Below are 16,669 nucleotides of genomic sequence, written 5' to 3'. Positions count from 1 at the left end.
CGACGTTACTCCTATTACGTTCGGCTATTTGCAGGTCCGCCGAAAGCTGATCGAAGCCTTGGACGGCTATCGAGAACTGGGGACCGTCGCTATGACATCGGCCGTCGCGAGAAGTGCCGTTTTATCGATGGAATGTCCGCAACCGCGAATTCCTCTGCGTACGGACGAAACGAAACCGCCGTCCATCGAAGCCGATGGACGGCGGTTTTCGCATCGCGCGCCGCATGGGGCGCGAACCGCTCAATGCTTGCGGTGCGGGCAGTTTTCCTTCGTGCAGGCGCCGTACAGCGCGAGCGCATGCTCGTGCAGCTTGAAGCCGCGCTCTTTCGCGATCGATTGCTGGCGGCGCTCGATTTCCGCATCGAAAAATTCTTCGACACGGCCGCAGTCGATGCACACCAGGTGATCGTGATGCGAACCTTCGTTCAGCTCGAAGACCGCCTTGCCCGATTCGAAATTGCTTCGGGACAAGAGGCCGGCTTGCTCGAACTGCGTGAGCACGCGATAAACCGTCGCAAGCCCGATGTCGAGCTCTTCGCTCAGCAGGTTGCGATACACGTCTTCAGCCGTCAGATGCCGCACCGGACTGTGCTGAAAGATCTCCAGAATCTTGAGGCGGGGCAGGGTCGCCTTAAGCCCGATATTTTTGAGATCGGCGGGATTGGTCATGGCTAGGCATCCCTAGAGTACAATTCAAGGTTCTCATAGTAATGCGTTTTTCTGAATCCTGACATCTGAGCGTTACCGGATGAAGAACTGAAGGAAGAGCACGGCCTTGTGGCGCTGTGCGCGAAAGGTGAAATGTTCTCAAAATTTTTATCGAATTGCAGGGAGAGCCGTCGCATGCGGGGAACCATCATCGCAGCAACCGTCGCCACGTTGCTGGCGGGTTGCTCGACGTACGACAGCGTCACGCAGAAGATCGCGCAAAGCATCACGCCGTATCGCATCACGGTCGTGCAGGGCAACTTCGTTTCCCAGGAGGCAGCAAGCCAGATGCAGGTTGGCATGTCGCGCGAACAGGTCCGGACGCTGCTCGGCACGCCGCTTCTGACCGACATGTTCCACGCGGACCGCTGGGACTACGTGTTCTATTTCAAGCGCGGTTCGACTGCGGTCGTGCAGCAGCGTGACTTCGTCGTGAACTTCGCGAGCGATCGCGTGGTGAGCTGGTCGGGCGGCGAAAATCTGCCGTCGAATCTCGAACTGCTCGCCGAAATCGACGGCGACAAGGGCGTGAAGGTTGCGAAGCCCGTGGCGGCGCCGGCAGCGGTCGCGGCGGCGTCGGGCGTGGCGGCGTCGGGAGCGGCGGTCACCGCGCCTGTCGGCGAGCCGTCCACGCAGCCGAACACGGCGGCCGCTTTTGCCGGCGATGCGAATCAGCAGGCCGCGCAGGCCGCGAATCGCGCGACCGCGCAAGTCGAAATGCCCACGGGCCGCACGCAGTCGTCGGTGCGCGCGAACGTGCCGCAAACCGCGGGCGCGGCGCCGGGCGCAGGCCCGCAGGGCGGCAATTCGCAGATTCAACTGCAACGCAAGCCGCAGACGATCAACATTCCGGACAGCAGCGCAGTGGGTCCGGCGAGCACGTCGCCCGCGCCTGCCACGGCGGGCGGGCAAGCGCAGTTCACCATGCCGCAGTAACGCGTGCAGTCCGGCGGGCGCGCGCGCAGTGGCGCGCTTGCCGGCCGGATTTCGCATCGCGTTTGCGCTGCGGCGTCACATCACTCAAGCCGCGCGCGAGCCGCGCGGTCAACACGAGACAGTCATGAAGATCGCCATTGCCGGGGCGTCGGGCCGCATGGGCCGGATGCTGATCGAAACCGTTCTCAACGACTCCGACGCGCAACTCGTCGGCGCGCTCGACCGTCCGGGCGTCGAACAACTCGGGCAGGACGGGGGCGCGTTTCTCGGCAAGACCACGGGCGTGAAACTCACCGACGACATCGAACGCGTTTTCGCCGATGCCGATTACCTGATCGACTTCACGCGTCCCGAAGGCACGCTGACGCATCTGGAAGCGGCGCTGCGTCACAACGTGAAGATGGTCATCGGCACGACCGGCTTCTCGGAAGAGCAGAAGGCGCAACTCAAGCAGGCGGGCGAGAAGATCGGCGTGGTGTTCGCGCCGAACATGAGCGTGGGCGTGAACGTGACGCTCAAGCTGCTCGAATACGCGGCGAAGCACTTCGCGCAGGGCTACGACATCGAGATCATCGAGGCGCATCATCGGCATAAGGTGGATGCGCCGTCCGGCACCGCGCTCGCGATGGGCGAAGTCGTCGCGAACGCGCTCGGCCGCGATCTCAAGGACTGCGCCGTTTATGCGCGCGAAGGCGTGACCGGCGAGCGCGATCCGTCGACCATCGGTTTCTCGGCGATTCGCGGCGGCGATATCGTCGGCGATCACACGGTGCTGTTCGCGGGCATCGGCGAACGCGTCGAGATCACGCACAAGTCGGCGAGCCGTCTGTCCTATGCACAGGGCGCGCTGCGTGCGGTGCGTTTCCTCGAAGGGCACAAGACCGGCTTCTTCGACATGCAAGACGTGCTCGGTCTGCGTTAATCCCCATTTTTCCAACGATGGCGGCGACCGGCGTAATCCACTATCTGCAAAGCGGCGATGCGGTCACGCATGCGGTCGCGGGCGTGCTGCTCGCGATGTCGCTGGCGAGCTGGTGCTTTCTGCTCGTCAAGACGTGGGTGATCGTGCGCGCGAAGTGGCAGGGGCCGCGCGCATTGCAGCGATTCTGGCAGGCGGCGAGTCTCAAGGACGGCGTCGGCGCATTGCAACGCGCGGATCGCGAGCGTGTGTATCTGCCGCTCGCGGAGGCGGCGTGGCACGCGTCGGAGGCGGAAGTGCCGGGCGCGCTGCTCGCGCGCGTGGAGCGCAGCGAGCGCGTGCTGCGTGCGCTGCGTCAGGCGTTGCTGCGCTCGCAGCGTCGGCTTGAATTCGGACAGGTGCTGCTTGCGTCGGTGGGCGCGACGGCGCCGTTCGTCGGCTTGCTCGGTACCGTGTGGGGCATCTATCACGCGCTCGGAAGCATCGCGGCGAGCGGGCAGGCGATGATCGAGAACGTCGCCGGGCCGGTCGGCGAGGCGCTCATCATGACGGCGTTCGGGCTCGTCGTCGCGATTCCGGCGGTGCTCGCGTACAACGTGCTCGGCCGCTACGTGCGGCAGATCAGCGAGGAGCTGGACGGCTTCGCGCATGATCTGCATGCGTTCGTGTGCGGGGACGCGAAGTAATACGCGCAATGGCCTTCGGCGGACTCGACAACAAACCCAACGGCCAGCCGATGGCCGACATCAACATGACGCCGCTCATCGACGTCATGCTCGTGCTGCTCGTCATCTTCATCATCACCGCGCCGCTTTTCACGCACGCGATCCGGCTCGACTTGCCGAAGGTATCGTCGCAACCCGCGCGCGAGACGCAGCAGACCATCACGCTTTCCATCGACGACGCCGGCAAGCTCTATTGGAACGACACGCCCGTCACCGCCGACGACATGCGCGCGCGCTTCGCCGCGGCCGCGAAGGCGTCGGAGAAACCGGAACTGCACTTGCGGGCGTCGAGCGGAACGCGCTACGAGGTCGTCGCGCAGGTGATGGGCGCGGCGCAGCAGGCGGGAATCGAGAAAATCGGGTTCGTCACGCAGCCGGTCGCGCCGAACGCTGCACGGCCGCAACCTGCAAAATGACTATGCCGAACGGCCGAGTATCCATCGCCCGATCGATACGTTAATTTCACTGAAAACGCGCGCTCGCCACGGGAAATTGCCCGGAGTCCCGCGCGCCAGCACGGACGGACACAACGGTATAATCGCCCTTTGCCCGTCCGGTGCGCCTGCATGTTCGGGCAGGCCGCATTCCCGACGAGAGACCGAAGTCGAAAGCGAACGCCACGCGAAGGCGCGTGCGCAGCCGTGTAGGTTCCGAGGTCCGTTCCCAGCATTTGCTCCAAGCCAGACACCACACCATGCACGATAAATACGTACCCGCCGACGTCGAATCCGCCGCGCAGAGCAACTGGCGCGCGAACGACGTCTACCGGACGACCGAGACGTCGACTAAACCCAAGTTCTATTGCGTCTCGATGCTGCCGTATCCGTCGGGCAAGCTGCACATGGGTCACGTGCGCAACTACACCATCAACGACGTGATGTACCGTTATCTGCGCATGAACGGCCACAACACGCTGATGCCGATGGGCTGGGACGCGTTCGGCATGCCCGCCGAAAATGCCGCGATGGCGAACGGCGTGCCGCCCGCGAAGTGGACGTACGAGAACATCGCGTACATGAAGAAGCAGATGCAGTCGATGGGCCTCGCCATCGACTGGTCGCGCGAAGTCGCCACGTGCTCGCCCGAGTACTACAAATGGAACCAGTGGCTGTTCCTGAAGATGCTGGAAAAGGGCATCGCGTACAAGAAGACGGGCACGGTGAACTGGGATCCGGTCGATCAAACCGTGCTCGCGAACGAGCAGGTCATCGACGGGCGCGGCTGGCGCTCGGGCGCGCTCGTGGAAAAGCGCGAAATCCCGATGTACTACCTGCGCATCACCGATTACGCGGATCAGCTGCTCGACGATCTCGAAGGACTCGGCTGGCCCGAGCGCGTCAAGATCATGCAGCAGAACTGGATCGGCAAGAGCTTCGGCGTGAACTTCGGCTTCCCGTATGAAATCGACGGCGAATCGAAGCTGCTGCGCGTCTTCACCACGCGCGCCGACACCATCATGGGCGTTACTTTCGCGGCCGTCGCGGCGGAACATCCGCTCGCCACGCGCCTCGCGCGGGACAACGCGGACCTTCAGGCGTTCATCGAAGAATGCAAGCGCGGCGGCGTCGCGGAAGCGGATGTCGCCACGATGGAAAAGAAGGGCATGGCAACCGGCTTCTTCATCACGCATCCGCTGACGGGCGCGAAGGTGGAAGTGTGGGTCGGCAATTACGTGCTGATGTCCTACGGCGAAGGCGCGGTCATGGGCGTGCCGTCGCACGACGAACGCGACTTCGCGTTCGCGAAGAAATACGGCTTGCCGATCAACCAGGTCATCGCGGTCGAAGGCAAGACGTACTCGACCGACGCGTGGGAAGAGTGGTACGGCGACAAGACCGCCGGCCGGCTCGTCAACAGCGGCAAGTACGACGGCCTGACGACCGACGAAGCCATCGACGCGATCGCCGCCGACCTGAAGGAAAAGGGCTTCGGCGACAAGCAGATCACGTGGCGCCTGCGCGACTGGGGCATTTCGCGCCAGCGCTACTGGGGCACGCCGATCCCCATCATCCATTGCCCGAGCTGCGGCGACGTGCCGGTGCCCGAAAAGGATCTTCCGGTCGTGCTGCCGGAAGACCTCGTGCCGGACGGCACGGGCAATCCGCTCGCGAAGTCCGAAGCGTTCCTGAACTGCACGTGCCCGAAGTGCGGCGCGGCGGCGAAGCGCGAAACCGACACGATGGACACTTTCGTCGATTCGTCCTGGTACTTCTCGCGCTACAGCGCGCCGGACGCGAAGACGATGGTCGACGAGCGCACCGATTACTGGATGCCGATGGACCAGTACATCGGCGGTATCGAACACGCCATTCTTCACCTGTTGTATTCGCGCTTCTGGACGAAGGTCATGCGCGACATGGGTCTCGTCAAGTTCGGCGAGCCGGCGAAGAACCTGCTCACGCAGGGCATGGTGCTCAACGAGACGTTCTATCGCGAAGACGCGAGCGGCAAGAAGACCTGGTACAACCCGCTCGACGTGACCGTGTCGCACGACGACAAGGGCCGCCCGGTCGGCGCGACGCTCATCGCGGACGGCCAGCCGGTCGTGCTCGGCGGCGTCGAGAAGATGTCGAAGTCGAAGAACAATGGCGTCGATCCGCAGACGCTGATCGATCAATACGGTGCGGACACGGCGCGTCTCTTCGTGATGTTCGCGGCGCCGCCGGAGCAGTCGCTGGAATGGTCGGGCGCGGGCGTCGAAGGCGCGAGCCGCTTCCTGCGCCGCGTCTGGCACTTCGGCCACGACAACGCAAAAGCGCTGCGTCAGCACGGCAAGCTCGATGCATCGAAGCTCAGCGACGCCGACAAGACGCTGCGCCGCGAAATCTACACCGTGCTCAAGCAAGCGGATTTCGACTACGGCCGCCTGCAGTACAACACGGTCGTGTCCGCCGCGATGAAGATGCTGAACGCGATCGAAGGCGCGAAGAACGCAGGCGAAGGCGTGCTGAACGAAACCTTCGGCGTGCTGCTGCGCGTGCTGTATCCGGTGGTGCCGCACGTCACGTTCCAGTTGTGGGCGGAACTCGGCTACGAAGGCGAATTCGGACCGTTGCTCGACGCGCCCTGGCCGAAAGTCGATGAAGCCGCGCTCGAACAGTCCGAAATCGAACTCGTGCTGCAGGTGAACGGCAAGGTGCGCGGCGCGCTGACGGTGCCGAAGGATGCATCGCGCGAAGACATCGAGAAGGCTGCAATCGCGCACGAGATGTTCGAAAAGTTCGCGGAAGGCCGCGCGCCGAAGAAGGTCGTCGTGGTGCCGGGGCGTCTCGTGAACGTCGTCGTTTGATGGCAGGGGCCAAGGGAGTGAGTGTGACCGGACAAGCCGTGAAGAAACGTAGCGAAACCACGACGCCGCGAGCCGGCATGCGCAGGCGTTCCTTTCTGGCGCTTCTCGGCGGCGCGCTCGCGCTGTCCGCATGCGGCTTCCAGTTGCGCGGCCAGCAAGACTACGCGTTCAAGCGGCTCGCGGTCTCGGGCGGCGTGCCGCAGATGGTCGCGCGCCTCGAGCGCATGGTGCAGGGCGGCAGCGACACGGTCATCGTCAAGGCATGGGAAAAGCCGGACGCCACGCTCATTCTTTCCGAAGGGCAGGGCCTGAGCACGCTGAGCCTGAATTCGCAGGGCGTCGTGCAGGAATACGAGCTGACGTACAGCCTCGCCTATTCGCTGATCGGCGCGGACGGCACGGTGCTGATTCCGCAAAGCGTGATCGCGCTGAACCGCGCAATGACGTACAGCAACCAGTACACGCTCGCGAAGTCGCAGGAAGCGACGCTCCTCTACAACGACATGCGTATCGACGCCGTGGATCAGTTGACGCGCCGGCTCGCGGTCGTGCGCTCGCTGCATCCGCTGCCGAACGAGCAGACGCCGGGCATCGCGCCGCGTGGGCCGCTGCCCACGCCGCCGCTCTGATCGCGGGCAGCTAGCGGTCAAGGTCTATCGGTCATCATGCAACTGAAGCTCGATGCGCTCGAAGCGCACCTCGCCAAAGGCCTGAAAGGGCTGTACGTCGTGTATGGCGACGAGCATCTGCTCGCGCAGGAAGCGTGCGACCGCATCCGGGCGACGGCGCGCGCGGCCGGCTTCACCGATCGCACGGTGTTCACCGTCGAGCGCGGGTTCGACTGGAGCGCGCTCATCGGCGCGACGCAGTCGATGTCGCTTTTCGGTGACCGTCAGCTCATCGAGTTGCGCATTCCGACGGGCAAGCCGGGCAAGGAAGGCGCGGAAGCGTTGAAGATGCTCGCCGCCGCCGACAATCCCGACGTCGTCGCGCTCATCACGCTGCCGCGCCTCGATTCGGCGACGCAGAAATCCGCATGGTTTACCGCGATCACCGGGCCGGGCGTCGCGCTGAAAATCGATCCGGTCGAGCGCGCGCAATTGCCGATGTGGGTCGGCCAGCGGCTGTCGCTGCAAGGGCAACGCGTCCCGCCGGGCGAGGAAGGGCGGCGCGCGCTGGTGTTCATCGCGGAACGAGTGGAAGGAAACCTGCTCGCCGCGCATCAGGAAATTCAGAAGCTCGGGCTGCTGTATCCGGAGGGCGTGCTGAGTTTCGAGCAAATTCACGACGCCGTGCTGAACGTCGCGCGCTACGACGTGTTCAAGCTCAACGAAGCGATGCTGACCGGCGATGTCGGCCGCTTGTCGCGCATGCTCGACGGCCTCAAAGGTGAGGGCGAAGCGGCGGTGCTGGTCCTGTGGGCGCTCGTCGACGAAGTGCGGACGCTGTTGCGCATCAAGCGCGGCGTCGCGTCCGGCAAGCCGCTCGCCACGCTTTTGCGCGAGAACCGCGTGTGGGGGCCGCGCGAACGGCTCATCGGCCCGGCGCTTTCGCGCGTGACGGAAGAGGCGCTCGAAAAGGCGCTGTCGCTGGCGGCGCGGCTGGATCGGCAAGTCAAGGGGCTGTCGGGCAGCACGGGCACACGCGGCAGCGAACCGCCGCCCGATCCGTGGGCCGGCATGTTCGAACTCGCGATGGCCGTGGCGCAAGGCAACGCGCCGTCGAAAGCGGCCGCCGCGTCGGCGCGACCGCGTCGCTGAAGCGCTTCACGGCTTAGAATGATTGTTTCAGCGTCCGGCCTTCGCGCCCGGGCGCGCTTCTCCATCGCGCTGACGCCACGCTTCAGCGACGCCGCGCCGACCAGCGCGGAACCGGCAGACGGAATGACCCAGATGAACATCGACCAATACATGACCGACCTCGGCCGACGCGCACGTGTGGCGTCGCGCGCCATGGCGCGGGCGTCGACGGCGGCCAAGAACGCGGCGCTCGTCGCGGTGGCGAACGCCATCGAGCGCGAGCGCGACACGCTGAAGGCCGCGAACGGGCGCGACCTCGCACGCGCGCGCGAGAAGGGCCACGACGCGGCGTTCATCGACCGTCTCACGCTCTCGGACAAGGCGCTGAACACGATGGTCGAAGGCTTGCGGCAAGTGGCATCGCTCGCCGATCCGATCGGCGAGATCAGCGGGCTGAAGTACCGGCCGACGGGCATCCAGGTCGGGCAGATGCGCGTGCCGCTCGGCGTGATCGGCATCATCTACGAATCGCGGCCCAACGTGACCATCGACGCCGCCGCGCTCTGTCTCAAGTCCGGCAACGCGACCATTCTGCGCGGCGGATCGGAAGCGCTCGAATGCAACACGGCGCTCGCGAAGCTGATCGGTGAAGGGTTGACGGCCGCCGGCTTGCCGCAGGACGCGGTGCAGGTGGTCGAGACGGCGGATCGCGCGGCGGTCGGCAAGCTCATCACCATGACCGAATTCGTCGACGTGATCGTGCCGCGCGGCGGCAAGAGCCTGATCGCGCGGCTGATGGAAGAGTCGCGCGTGCCGATGATCAAGCATCTCGACGGCATCTGCCACGTCTATGTCGACGACCGCGCGGATCTCGCGAAAGCGGCGGCGATCTGCGACAACTCGAAGACGCACCGCTACGGCACGTGCAACACGATGGAAACGCTGCTCGTCGCGCGCGGTATCGCGAACGACGCGCTGCCGATGCTCGGGCGCGCGTTCCAGGCGAAGGACGTGGAACTGCGCGTGGACGCCGGATCGCGCGCGGTGCTGGAAGCCGCGAACATCGGCTCGCTCGTGGACGCCACCGATGCCGACTGGAGCACCGAATATCTCGCGCCGGTGCTCGCGGTGAAGATCGTCGGCAATATGGACGAGGCGATCGAGCACATCAACGCTTACGGGTCGCATCACACGGACGCGATCGTCACCGAAGACCACGACCGCGCCATGCGCTTCCTGCGCGAAGTCGATTCCGCGAGCGTCATGGTCAACGCATCGACGCGCTTCGCCGACGGCTTCGAGTTCGGTCTCGGCGCGGAAATCGGCATCTCGAACGACAAGCTGCACGCGCGCGGGCCGGTCGGGCTGGAAGGGCTGACATCGCTGAAATACGTCGTGCTCGGCCACGGCGAAGTGCGTCAATAAGGCGCGCGATGCTCTGGATCAAATCGCTGCATATCGTGCTGATCGCGTCGTGGTTTGCGGGGCTGTTCTATCTGCCGCGCATTTTCGTCAACCTGGCAATGGAAAAGGACGCCGCCGCCACCGAACGTCTGTTGCTGATGGCGCGCAAGCTTTTTCGCTTCATGACGTTCATCGCCGTGCCGGCGCTCGCGTGCGGGCTGTGGCTGTGGCTCGTCGTCGGCATCGGGCGCGGGCAGGGCTGGCTGCACGCGAAGCTCGGCATCGTCGTGCTGCTCATCGTTTATCACGCGTATTGCGGGCGCCTCTTGCGCACGTTCCAGCGCGGCGAAAACACGCGCTCGGACAAGTGGTATCGCATGTTCAACGAGCTTCCGGTGCTCGGCTTGCTCGGCGCGACGCTGCTCGTCGTCATCAAACCGTTCTGATTTTCTCCGCGTGAGCCGGTGCGCACCGCGCGCCGCTCACGTTCCCACGCGGCGCGCTTCCAGCACGTCCTTCGCCTCGGCCAGCTTTTCCGCCAGCTCCGGCCCGCGCGCCAGCGCCAGTCCCACCGCCAGAATGTCGCCGATCGCGAGATGCGAGACGCGCGACGTCATCGGCGAAAAAATGTCCGTGTCTTCATCGACGTTCGCAAAAAGTCCGACCGTCGCCATGCGCGCGAGCGGCGAGTTGCCGTGCGTGATCGCGATGACCTTCGCGCCGCCGTTCAGCGCCGACTTGCACGCGTCGAGAATGTCCTTCGTGCGGCCCGTGTTCGAAATGGCGACGACGACATCGCCTTCGCGCAGCAACGCCGCCGACGTCGTGTAGGTGTGCGGATCGGCGTACGCCACGGACGGCACGCCGAGCCGGAAGAACTTGTGCTGCATGTCGAGCGCGGCGATGCCCGAGCCGCCCGCGCCGTAGAACTCGATGCGGCGCGCATCGGAAAGAATCGCGATCGCCGCCGCCACGCTGTCCGACGACAGGCTGTTGCGCACGGCGATCAGCGCGCCGATGGTCCGGTCGAGCACCTTCGCCGCGACGCCGGCGGCCGGTTCGTCGCTGCGCACGTCGCGATAAACGGTGGGCACGTCCGCTGCGACACTTTGCGCCAGGCGGATCTTGAATTCGCGGAAACCGGAGAAGCCGAGCGCCTGACAGAACCGCGCGATCGTCGGCTGACTGACGCCGGCACGCGCGGCGAAATCGGTCATCGACAGGTCGAGCACTTCGCGCGGCGCTTCGAGCACGTAATCGGCCAGCTTGCGCTCGGAAGGGCGCAACTGCTCGCGCATGGCTTCGACTTGGGACAGCAACATCGGAAAACTCGCCTATGCTGGAAATTGCTGGGACTATAGCCGATGAATCGACTTGTACAAATACTACAAGACGACTTTGATGTTTCTAAGGGATTTCCCTGAATCGCGCATGCAGCAAGGCATCGAGGTAGGCGCATGCTTAACAAAATACGCGCGTTGCGTCGTTGAAATCGTGTAGTTTTTCTACTAATATGCGCGAAACGGCAAACGACACGATAACGACGCAGCCGCCGTTCCTCACGATGTCCAACCCCAAACGACGGCAGGCGCGCCGGAGTGAGACGAAGGAGCTTCGATGGTTTCCCCGCATTCGCATTTGAAGAAGGTCACCGACCGCGTGATCGAACGCAGCAAGCCGACGCGCGCGGCTTATCTGGCGCGCATCGACGCCGCGCACGACAAATTTCCGGCCCGCGGCGCGCTTTCGTGCGCGAACCTCGCGCATGGCTTCGCCGGTCTCGAAGGCCAGGAGAAGTTCGCGATCAAGGCGGTGCGCGAGCCGAACATCGGCATCGTGTCGTCGTATAACGAAATGCTTTCGGCGCACGCGCCGTACAAGAGCTTCCCGGACATCATCAAGCAGGCGGCGCGCGACCATGGCGGCATCGCGCAATTCGCGGGCGGCGTGCCGGCCATGTGCGACGGCATCACGCAGGGCAACGCGGGCATGGAACTGTCGCTGTTCTCGCGCGAAGTCATCGCGATGAGCACGGCCGTCGCGCTCACGCACAACATGTTCGACGCGGCATTGTGTCTCGGCGTCTGCGACAAGATCGTGCCGGGACTCGCCATCGGCGCGCTGCAATTCGGGCATCTACCGACCATCTTCGTCCCGGCCGGCCCGATGACGAGCGGCCTCACCAACGACGAAAAAGCCAAGGTCCGCCAGGAATTCGCGACGGGCAAATGCGATCGCGGCGCGCTGCTCGAAGCCGAAGCCGCCGCGTATCACGGCCACGGCACGTGCACGTTCTATGGCACCGCCAACAGCAATCAGATGCTGATGGAAGTGATGGGCCTGCATCTGCCGAGCGCGGCGTTCGTTCATCCGCACACGCCGCTGCGCGACGCGCTCACCGCCGAAGCCGCGCGCCGCGTGCTCGACATCACCGTCGAGCGCGGCAATTACACGCCGATCGGCCATATCGTCGACGAGAAGGCGATCGTGAACGGCATCGTCGCGCTGCTCGCGACGGGCGGATCGACCAATCACACGCTGCATCTGGTGGCGATTGCGCGCGCGGCAGGCATCGTCATCGACTGGAACGATTTCGACGAGCTGTCGCAAGTCGTGCCGCTCCTCGCGAAGATCTATCCGAACGGCAAGGCCGACGTGAACCATTTCCACGCGGCGGGCGGCGTCGCGTTTCTCGTGCGCAATCTGCTGGAAGGCGGCTTGCTGCATGAGGACGTGCAGACGGTCGCCGGTCGCGGGCTGTCGCATTACACGAAGGAGCCGAAGCTCATCGACAGCAAGCTGCAGTGGGTCGACGGCGCCGCCGAAAGTCACGACACGAAGGTGCTGCGCGGCATTCGCGAGCCGTTCCAGCCGGACGGCGGCCTGCGTCTGATGCAGGGCAAGCTCGGGCGCGGCGTCATCAAGATTTCGGCGGTCGCGCCGGAGCATCGCGTGGTGAAGGCGCCGGCCATCGTCTTCAATTCGCAGGAAGAAGTGCAGGAAGCGTTCGACAAGGGCGAGCTGAAGCGCGATTTCGTCGCGGTCGTGCGCTTCCAGGGCGCGCGCGCGAACGGAATGCCGGAGCTGCATCGGTTGACGCCGCTTCTCGGCGTGTTGCAGGATCAGGGCTTTCACGTCGCGCTCGTGACCGATGGCCGCATGTCCGGCGCGTCCGGCAAGGTGCCGGCGGTCATTCACGTTTCGCCCGAAGCGCTCCTGCAAGGGCCGCTCGGCAAGGTGCGCACGGGCGACATGCTCGTGATCGACGCGCCGGCGGGCGTGCTCGACATCGACATCGACGCGAAGGAATGGGCGTCCCGCGAAGTGGAAGCGCCGGCGAATCAGGCGGACAACGAAGCGGGGTTCGGGCGCGAACTGTTCGGCGTGTTCCGGAGTGCGGCATTGCCGGCGGAACAGGGCGCGTCCGTGTTCGGCGCGATGATCGGCGCGGCGGCAGCCCACGATCGCCACGCCGCACGCGATGCCTCGCACGCGCATGCATCGGCGTGAAGCCCGGGACGGACACGAGCGGTCGAACCTGACACGAACCCGCGGACCGACGCGAAGTCGCCGCACAAAAAACAGGAGTCGCATCAAATGAAAACGGTAAGCGAAATCGTGCGTCTCGGACCGGTGATCCCGGTTCTGGCTTTCGATTCGGTGGAGCAGGGCGAACACGTATCGCGCGCGCTGCACGCGGGCGGCGTGAAGGTGCTGGAAATCACGCTGCGCACGGCGGCGGGGATCGCGGCCATCGAGCGGGCGAGTCAGCTTGCGGAAGACATCGTGGTGGGCGTCGGCACCATCACGAAGCCCGAGCACTGCGAGCAGGCGAAGAAGGCGGGCGCGCAGTTCGGCGTGTCGCCGGGTCTGACGAAGGACATGCACAAGGCCGCGCAGGACGCCGGGCTTCCGCTGCTGCCGGGCGTGATGACGCCGAGCGACATCATCAACGCGCTGGAACTCGGCTACGAGATCGTCAAGTTCTTCCCGGCGCAACAGGCGGGCGGCATTCCGATGCTTCAGGCTTTCTACGGCCCGTTTCCGAATCTCAAGTTCTGTCCGACGGGCGGCATCACGGCCGAGACGGCGTCGAACTTTCTGGCGCAGCCGAACGTGGTGTGCGTCGGCGGTTCGTGGTTGACGCCCAAGGCCGCGCTCACCGCGCAGAACTGGGAAGAAGTCACGCGGCTCGCACGCGCTGCAAGCGAACTGGCGCAGCTCAAGTAAGCGTCACCGGCGCGCGGTCCTCACCGCGCGCTTTTTCCATCGGGCCGCGCGGTTCTCGCGCGGTCCAGCATCCCCGCTTGTTCCCCGTAATTCCAGAACGGCACCATTCGAGCCAGAATCGCGTTCAGAAATAAAATAAGAAAACGCTGAATTGAATCGTCGAATAAGAAATGTCCGATTCAACTGAGCGATAAGACCAGTCTCATTAAATCCCCGTTTGCTGGGAATTTTCATTATTTTTCTATATATTTAATCGCGTACCGTCTCATGAGGCACGCAGCCGCAGCGCGAGAGCGCATCGGGATTTACCTTTTGCGTCGTGCACGCGCCCTGTCGGGAGCGTCAACGGAAAGCGCGCGTGCATTTTTATTTCATGAGACGCAATTCTGTTAATTCGGGAAATCAATCCGGTGACTATTCGAGTCGGAATTTCAATCGTTACCCACGAAGGGCAAAACATCTGGCAGAACGGACTCGGCCAGAATGTGATTTTTTTGGCTGAGGCGTTGCAAAAGCTGCCATTCGTCGAATCCATTTCGCTTATCGACGTTGGCGACCAGCACGTCCTGCCGCCGCAAGTCGATATGAACGCCAAAGGCTTGCGCATCATGCGCACGGAAGACGCTACCGACGCGGTCGACGTCGTGTTCGAAATGGGCGGCGCGCTGGATACGCAATGGCTCGATCTCATGCGCGCCCGCGGCAAGAAAGTGGTCTATTACTGCTGCGGCCAGCCTTATGTCGGCCTCATCGAGGCGCCGGTATTCGAGAAACCTGTGCATGTCATGCGGCCGGATCGCTACGACGAAATCTGGCTGATGCCGAAAGACCGTCTTTCCGTGCCATTGATGCGCAGCCTTCACCGTTGCGACGTGCATCTGATTCCGTTTATCTGGCATCCGCAGTTTCTCGAGCAACGCATCGCCGAAGTGAACGAGCATGGCTTGCAATACGGCTATCAGCCGCGAAGCGATGCATCGATGCCGCCGGAACAAAAGCCGCAGGGTCTTCGCGTGGCGATTTTCGAGCCGAACATCTCCGTCGTCAAAACATCCAGCATTCCGATGCTGATTTGCGAAGAGGCATACCGCGCCGATCAATCCAGCGTTTCTGCAATGCATGCGCTCAACACGTTGCACATGAAGGATCACCCGACGCTGAATCATTTGGCCAATTCGCTCGATATCGTGAAAGCGGGCAAGGCGATATTTCACGGACGCAACGATATTGCCGGCTTCATGGCGCAGTTTTCCGATGCCGTCGTTTCGCATCAATGGGGCAACGACCAGAACTATTTGTATCTCGACGTGCTGTATGGCGGTTATCCGCTGATTCATAACTCGCCGTGGATGCGCGATGCCGGTTACTACTATCCCGGTTTCGACGCGCAGGAAGGCGGACGTCAATTGCTCGTGGCGGCGCGCGAGCATGATTCGTCGCTGGCGGATTATCGCGCGCGGGCGCAGCGGGTCATCGACGCGGTTAATCCTTTCAATCAGGCCAACCTCGACGCATTCGCCGACCGGTTGCTGAACCTGTACAAGCACAACGAGGCGCAGCTCCGCGTATGAACAAGCACACTCAATCCCGCATGCCCGAGCGGTTCAATGTCGGCGTCTCGATCTTTATCCGGAAGGGCGAACAATCGCTTTGGGAAAACGGCATTTTCCAGAACTGCCTTTATCTCGTGATGCTGCTGCTGCGCTCGCCGCGCGTGAAGTCGACGTATCTCGTGACGGGTGGCGGCGATGGCGGTCCAGAAGACGCGAAGCGCTTTCTCTCGGATTCGCCGGTTCCTTTGATCGACATGGAAACCGCCATGTCGAAACTCGATGTGATGATCGAAATGAGCGCGCAGCTCGGCCGCGAATGGGCGGTGAAATTCCGCGAGCGCGGCGGCAAGATAATCACGATGCGCGTGGGTAACGATTATGTGATCGACATCGAACGCATGGTTTTCAATCTGCAACACGCGTTGCTGATTTCGGGCGCGCCCTACGATGAAGTCTGGACGCTGCCCGAATACGAAAGCAGTTGCAAACCGTACTTCGAGACGTTGTTTCGCGCGCCCGTGAAGCTGATGCCGCATTTGTGGAGCCCCGTCGTGCTGGAACGCGAAGCCGCGAAGCTGCCGGAAGGGCAGAAGTTCGGCTATCAGCCGGGGCGCCGACGCTGGCGTATCGGCCTGTTCGAGCCGAACGTCTGCATGGTCAAAACCAGTTATATCCCCATGCTTTGCTGCGAAATGGCGCACCGCGAGAATCCGGACATGATCGAACGCATGTGGGCCTATAACACCAACAAGCTGAAAGAGCATCCGGCATTCGTGGGCTTCGCGCAAAGTCTCGATATCGTCAAGCACGGCATGGGTTTCTTCGAAGGACGTTATCCGTTTGCGCAAATCGTTCCGGCTTCGGTGGATGCGGTTGTCAGTCATCAGTGGGAGAACGCGCAGAATTATGTGTACTACGAAGCGCTTCATGGCGGATATCCGCTGATCCACAATTCGCATTTGATTGGCGACTGCGGATACCGCTATCACGATTTCGATTGCGAAGAGGGCGGGCGCGCGCTGCGCCGTGCCTTCGAAACGCACGATGCGAATCTCGACAGCTATCGCGCGAAGGCAAATGCGCTCATCCGGAAACTCGATCCGGAAAACGAGGACAACGTCCGCATTTATACCGAGGCGCTCGAAGCCGTCTACGCGAAGGCATGA

At 63.4% G+C, this 16,669-nt stretch carries 15 protein-coding genes; 13 read left to right on the top strand and 2 right to left on the bottom strand.

From position 1 onward, the window contains the following. Window positions 1-240 precede the first annotated feature (240 nt). A complete protein-coding gene (gene fur, locus NCR39_RS11205; RefSeq protein WP_040051177.1) occupies window positions 241-669 on the bottom strand; it encodes a ferric iron uptake transcriptional regulator in 429 nt (142 codons plus the stop codon). A gap of 174 nt (window positions 670-843) precedes the next feature. Between fur and NCR39_RS11200 the strand changes: the two genes are divergently transcribed. The 9 genes from NCR39_RS11200 (at window position 844) to NCR39_RS11160 (ending at window position 10,166) form a co-directional block, all read left to right on the top strand. Then, window positions 844-1,644: an outer membrane protein assembly factor BamE gene (locus NCR39_RS11200; protein ID WP_250452252.1), complete on the top strand. Its 801-nt coding sequence runs from the start codon at window positions 844-846 to the stop codon at window positions 1,642-1,644. 124 nt (window positions 1,645-1,768) lie between these two features. After that, window positions 1,769-2,566 (top strand): 4-hydroxy-tetrahydrodipicolinate reductase, encoded by a 798-nt coding sequence (gene dapB, locus NCR39_RS11195; RefSeq protein ID WP_250452251.1) that lies wholly within the window; start codon window positions 1,769-1,771, stop codon window positions 2,564-2,566. A 17-nt stretch (window positions 2,567-2,583) separates the two neighbouring features. Continuing rightward, on the top strand, window positions 2,584-3,249 hold the full coding sequence (locus NCR39_RS11190) for a MotA/TolQ/ExbB proton channel family protein (RefSeq protein WP_250452250.1): 666 nt from the start codon (window positions 2,584-2,586) through the stop codon (window positions 3,247-3,249). Between the two features lie 8 nt (window positions 3,250-3,257). Further along, a complete protein-coding gene (locus tag NCR39_RS11185) occupies window positions 3,258-3,704 on the top strand; it encodes an ExbD/TolR family protein (protein WP_250452249.1) in 447 nt (148 codons plus the stop codon). A 278-nt stretch (window positions 3,705-3,982) separates the two neighbouring features. After that, a complete protein-coding gene (gene leuS / locus NCR39_RS11180) occupies window positions 3,983-6,577 on the top strand; it encodes a leucine--tRNA ligase (RefSeq protein ID WP_250452248.1) in 2,595 nt (864 codons plus the stop codon). Between the two features lie 77 nt (window positions 6,578-6,654). Further along, window positions 6,655-7,206 (top strand): LPS-assembly lipoprotein LptE, encoded by a 552-nt coding sequence (locus NCR39_RS11175; RefSeq protein ID WP_250452247.1) that lies wholly within the window; start codon window positions 6,655-6,657, stop codon window positions 7,204-7,206. A 36-nt stretch (window positions 7,207-7,242) separates the two neighbouring features. After that, complete coding sequence (gene holA, locus NCR39_RS11170) at window positions 7,243-8,337, top strand: DNA polymerase III subunit delta (RefSeq protein WP_250452246.1); 1,095 nt, start codon at window positions 7,243-7,245, stop codon at window positions 8,335-8,337. Window positions 8,338-8,469: 132 nt separating this feature from the next. Continuing rightward, window positions 8,470-9,741, top strand: a complete 1,272-nt coding sequence (locus NCR39_RS11165) for a glutamate-5-semialdehyde dehydrogenase (RefSeq protein WP_250452245.1) — start codon at window positions 8,470-8,472, stop codon at window positions 9,739-9,741. Window positions 9,742-9,749: 8 nt separating this feature from the next. Further along, window positions 9,750-10,166: a CopD family protein gene (locus NCR39_RS11160; RefSeq protein WP_250452244.1), complete on the top strand. Its 417-nt coding sequence runs from the start codon at window positions 9,750-9,752 to the stop codon at window positions 10,164-10,166. A gap of 36 nt (window positions 10,167-10,202) precedes the next feature. Here NCR39_RS11160 and NCR39_RS11155 read toward each other — a convergent pair whose 3' ends face one another. Beyond that, window positions 10,203-11,042, bottom strand: a complete 840-nt coding sequence (locus NCR39_RS11155; protein ID WP_087128589.1) for a MurR/RpiR family transcriptional regulator — start codon at window positions 11,040-11,042, stop codon at window positions 10,203-10,205. Window positions 11,043-11,337: 295 nt separating this feature from the next. Here NCR39_RS11155 and edd point away from each other — a divergent pair, with 295 nt between their 5' ends. The 4 genes from edd to NCR39_RS11135 all read left to right on the top strand — a co-directional run bounded on the left by edd (window position 11,338) and on the right by NCR39_RS11135 (window position 16,669). Next, on the top strand, window positions 11,338-13,230 hold the full coding sequence (gene edd / locus NCR39_RS11150) for a phosphogluconate dehydratase (RefSeq protein ID WP_250452243.1): 1,893 nt from the start codon (window positions 11,338-11,340) through the stop codon (window positions 13,228-13,230). Window positions 13,231-13,317: 87 nt separating this feature from the next. Further along, entirely contained in the window at window positions 13,318-13,950 is a 633-nt protein-coding gene (eda, locus tag NCR39_RS11145) for a bifunctional 4-hydroxy-2-oxoglutarate aldolase/2-dehydro-3-deoxy-phosphogluconate aldolase (protein WP_040051168.1), read from the top strand. 410 nt (window positions 13,951-14,360) lie between these two features. Then, window positions 14,361-15,521 carry a DUF2827 domain-containing protein gene (locus NCR39_RS11140; protein ID WP_350029666.1) on the top strand — a complete coding sequence of 387 codons (1,161 nt, stop codon included), beginning with the start codon at window positions 14,361-14,363 and terminating at the stop codon, window positions 15,519-15,521. Further along, window positions 15,518-16,669: a DUF2827 domain-containing protein gene (locus tag NCR39_RS11135; protein ID WP_250452242.1), complete on the top strand. Its 1,152-nt coding sequence runs from the start codon at window positions 15,518-15,520 to the stop codon at window positions 16,667-16,669. Before NCR39_RS11140 ends, NCR39_RS11135 begins: the two co-directional genes overlap by 4 nt.

The sequence above is a fragment of the Caballeronia sp. ATUFL_M2_KS44 genome (assembly GCF_023630965.1).
Taxonomy (GTDB): Bacteria; Pseudomonadota; Gammaproteobacteria; order Burkholderiales; family Burkholderiaceae; genus Caballeronia; species Caballeronia concitans.
Note: the sequence above shows the minus strand (reverse complement) of the source record. Positions and strands in the feature narration are given on the sequence as shown.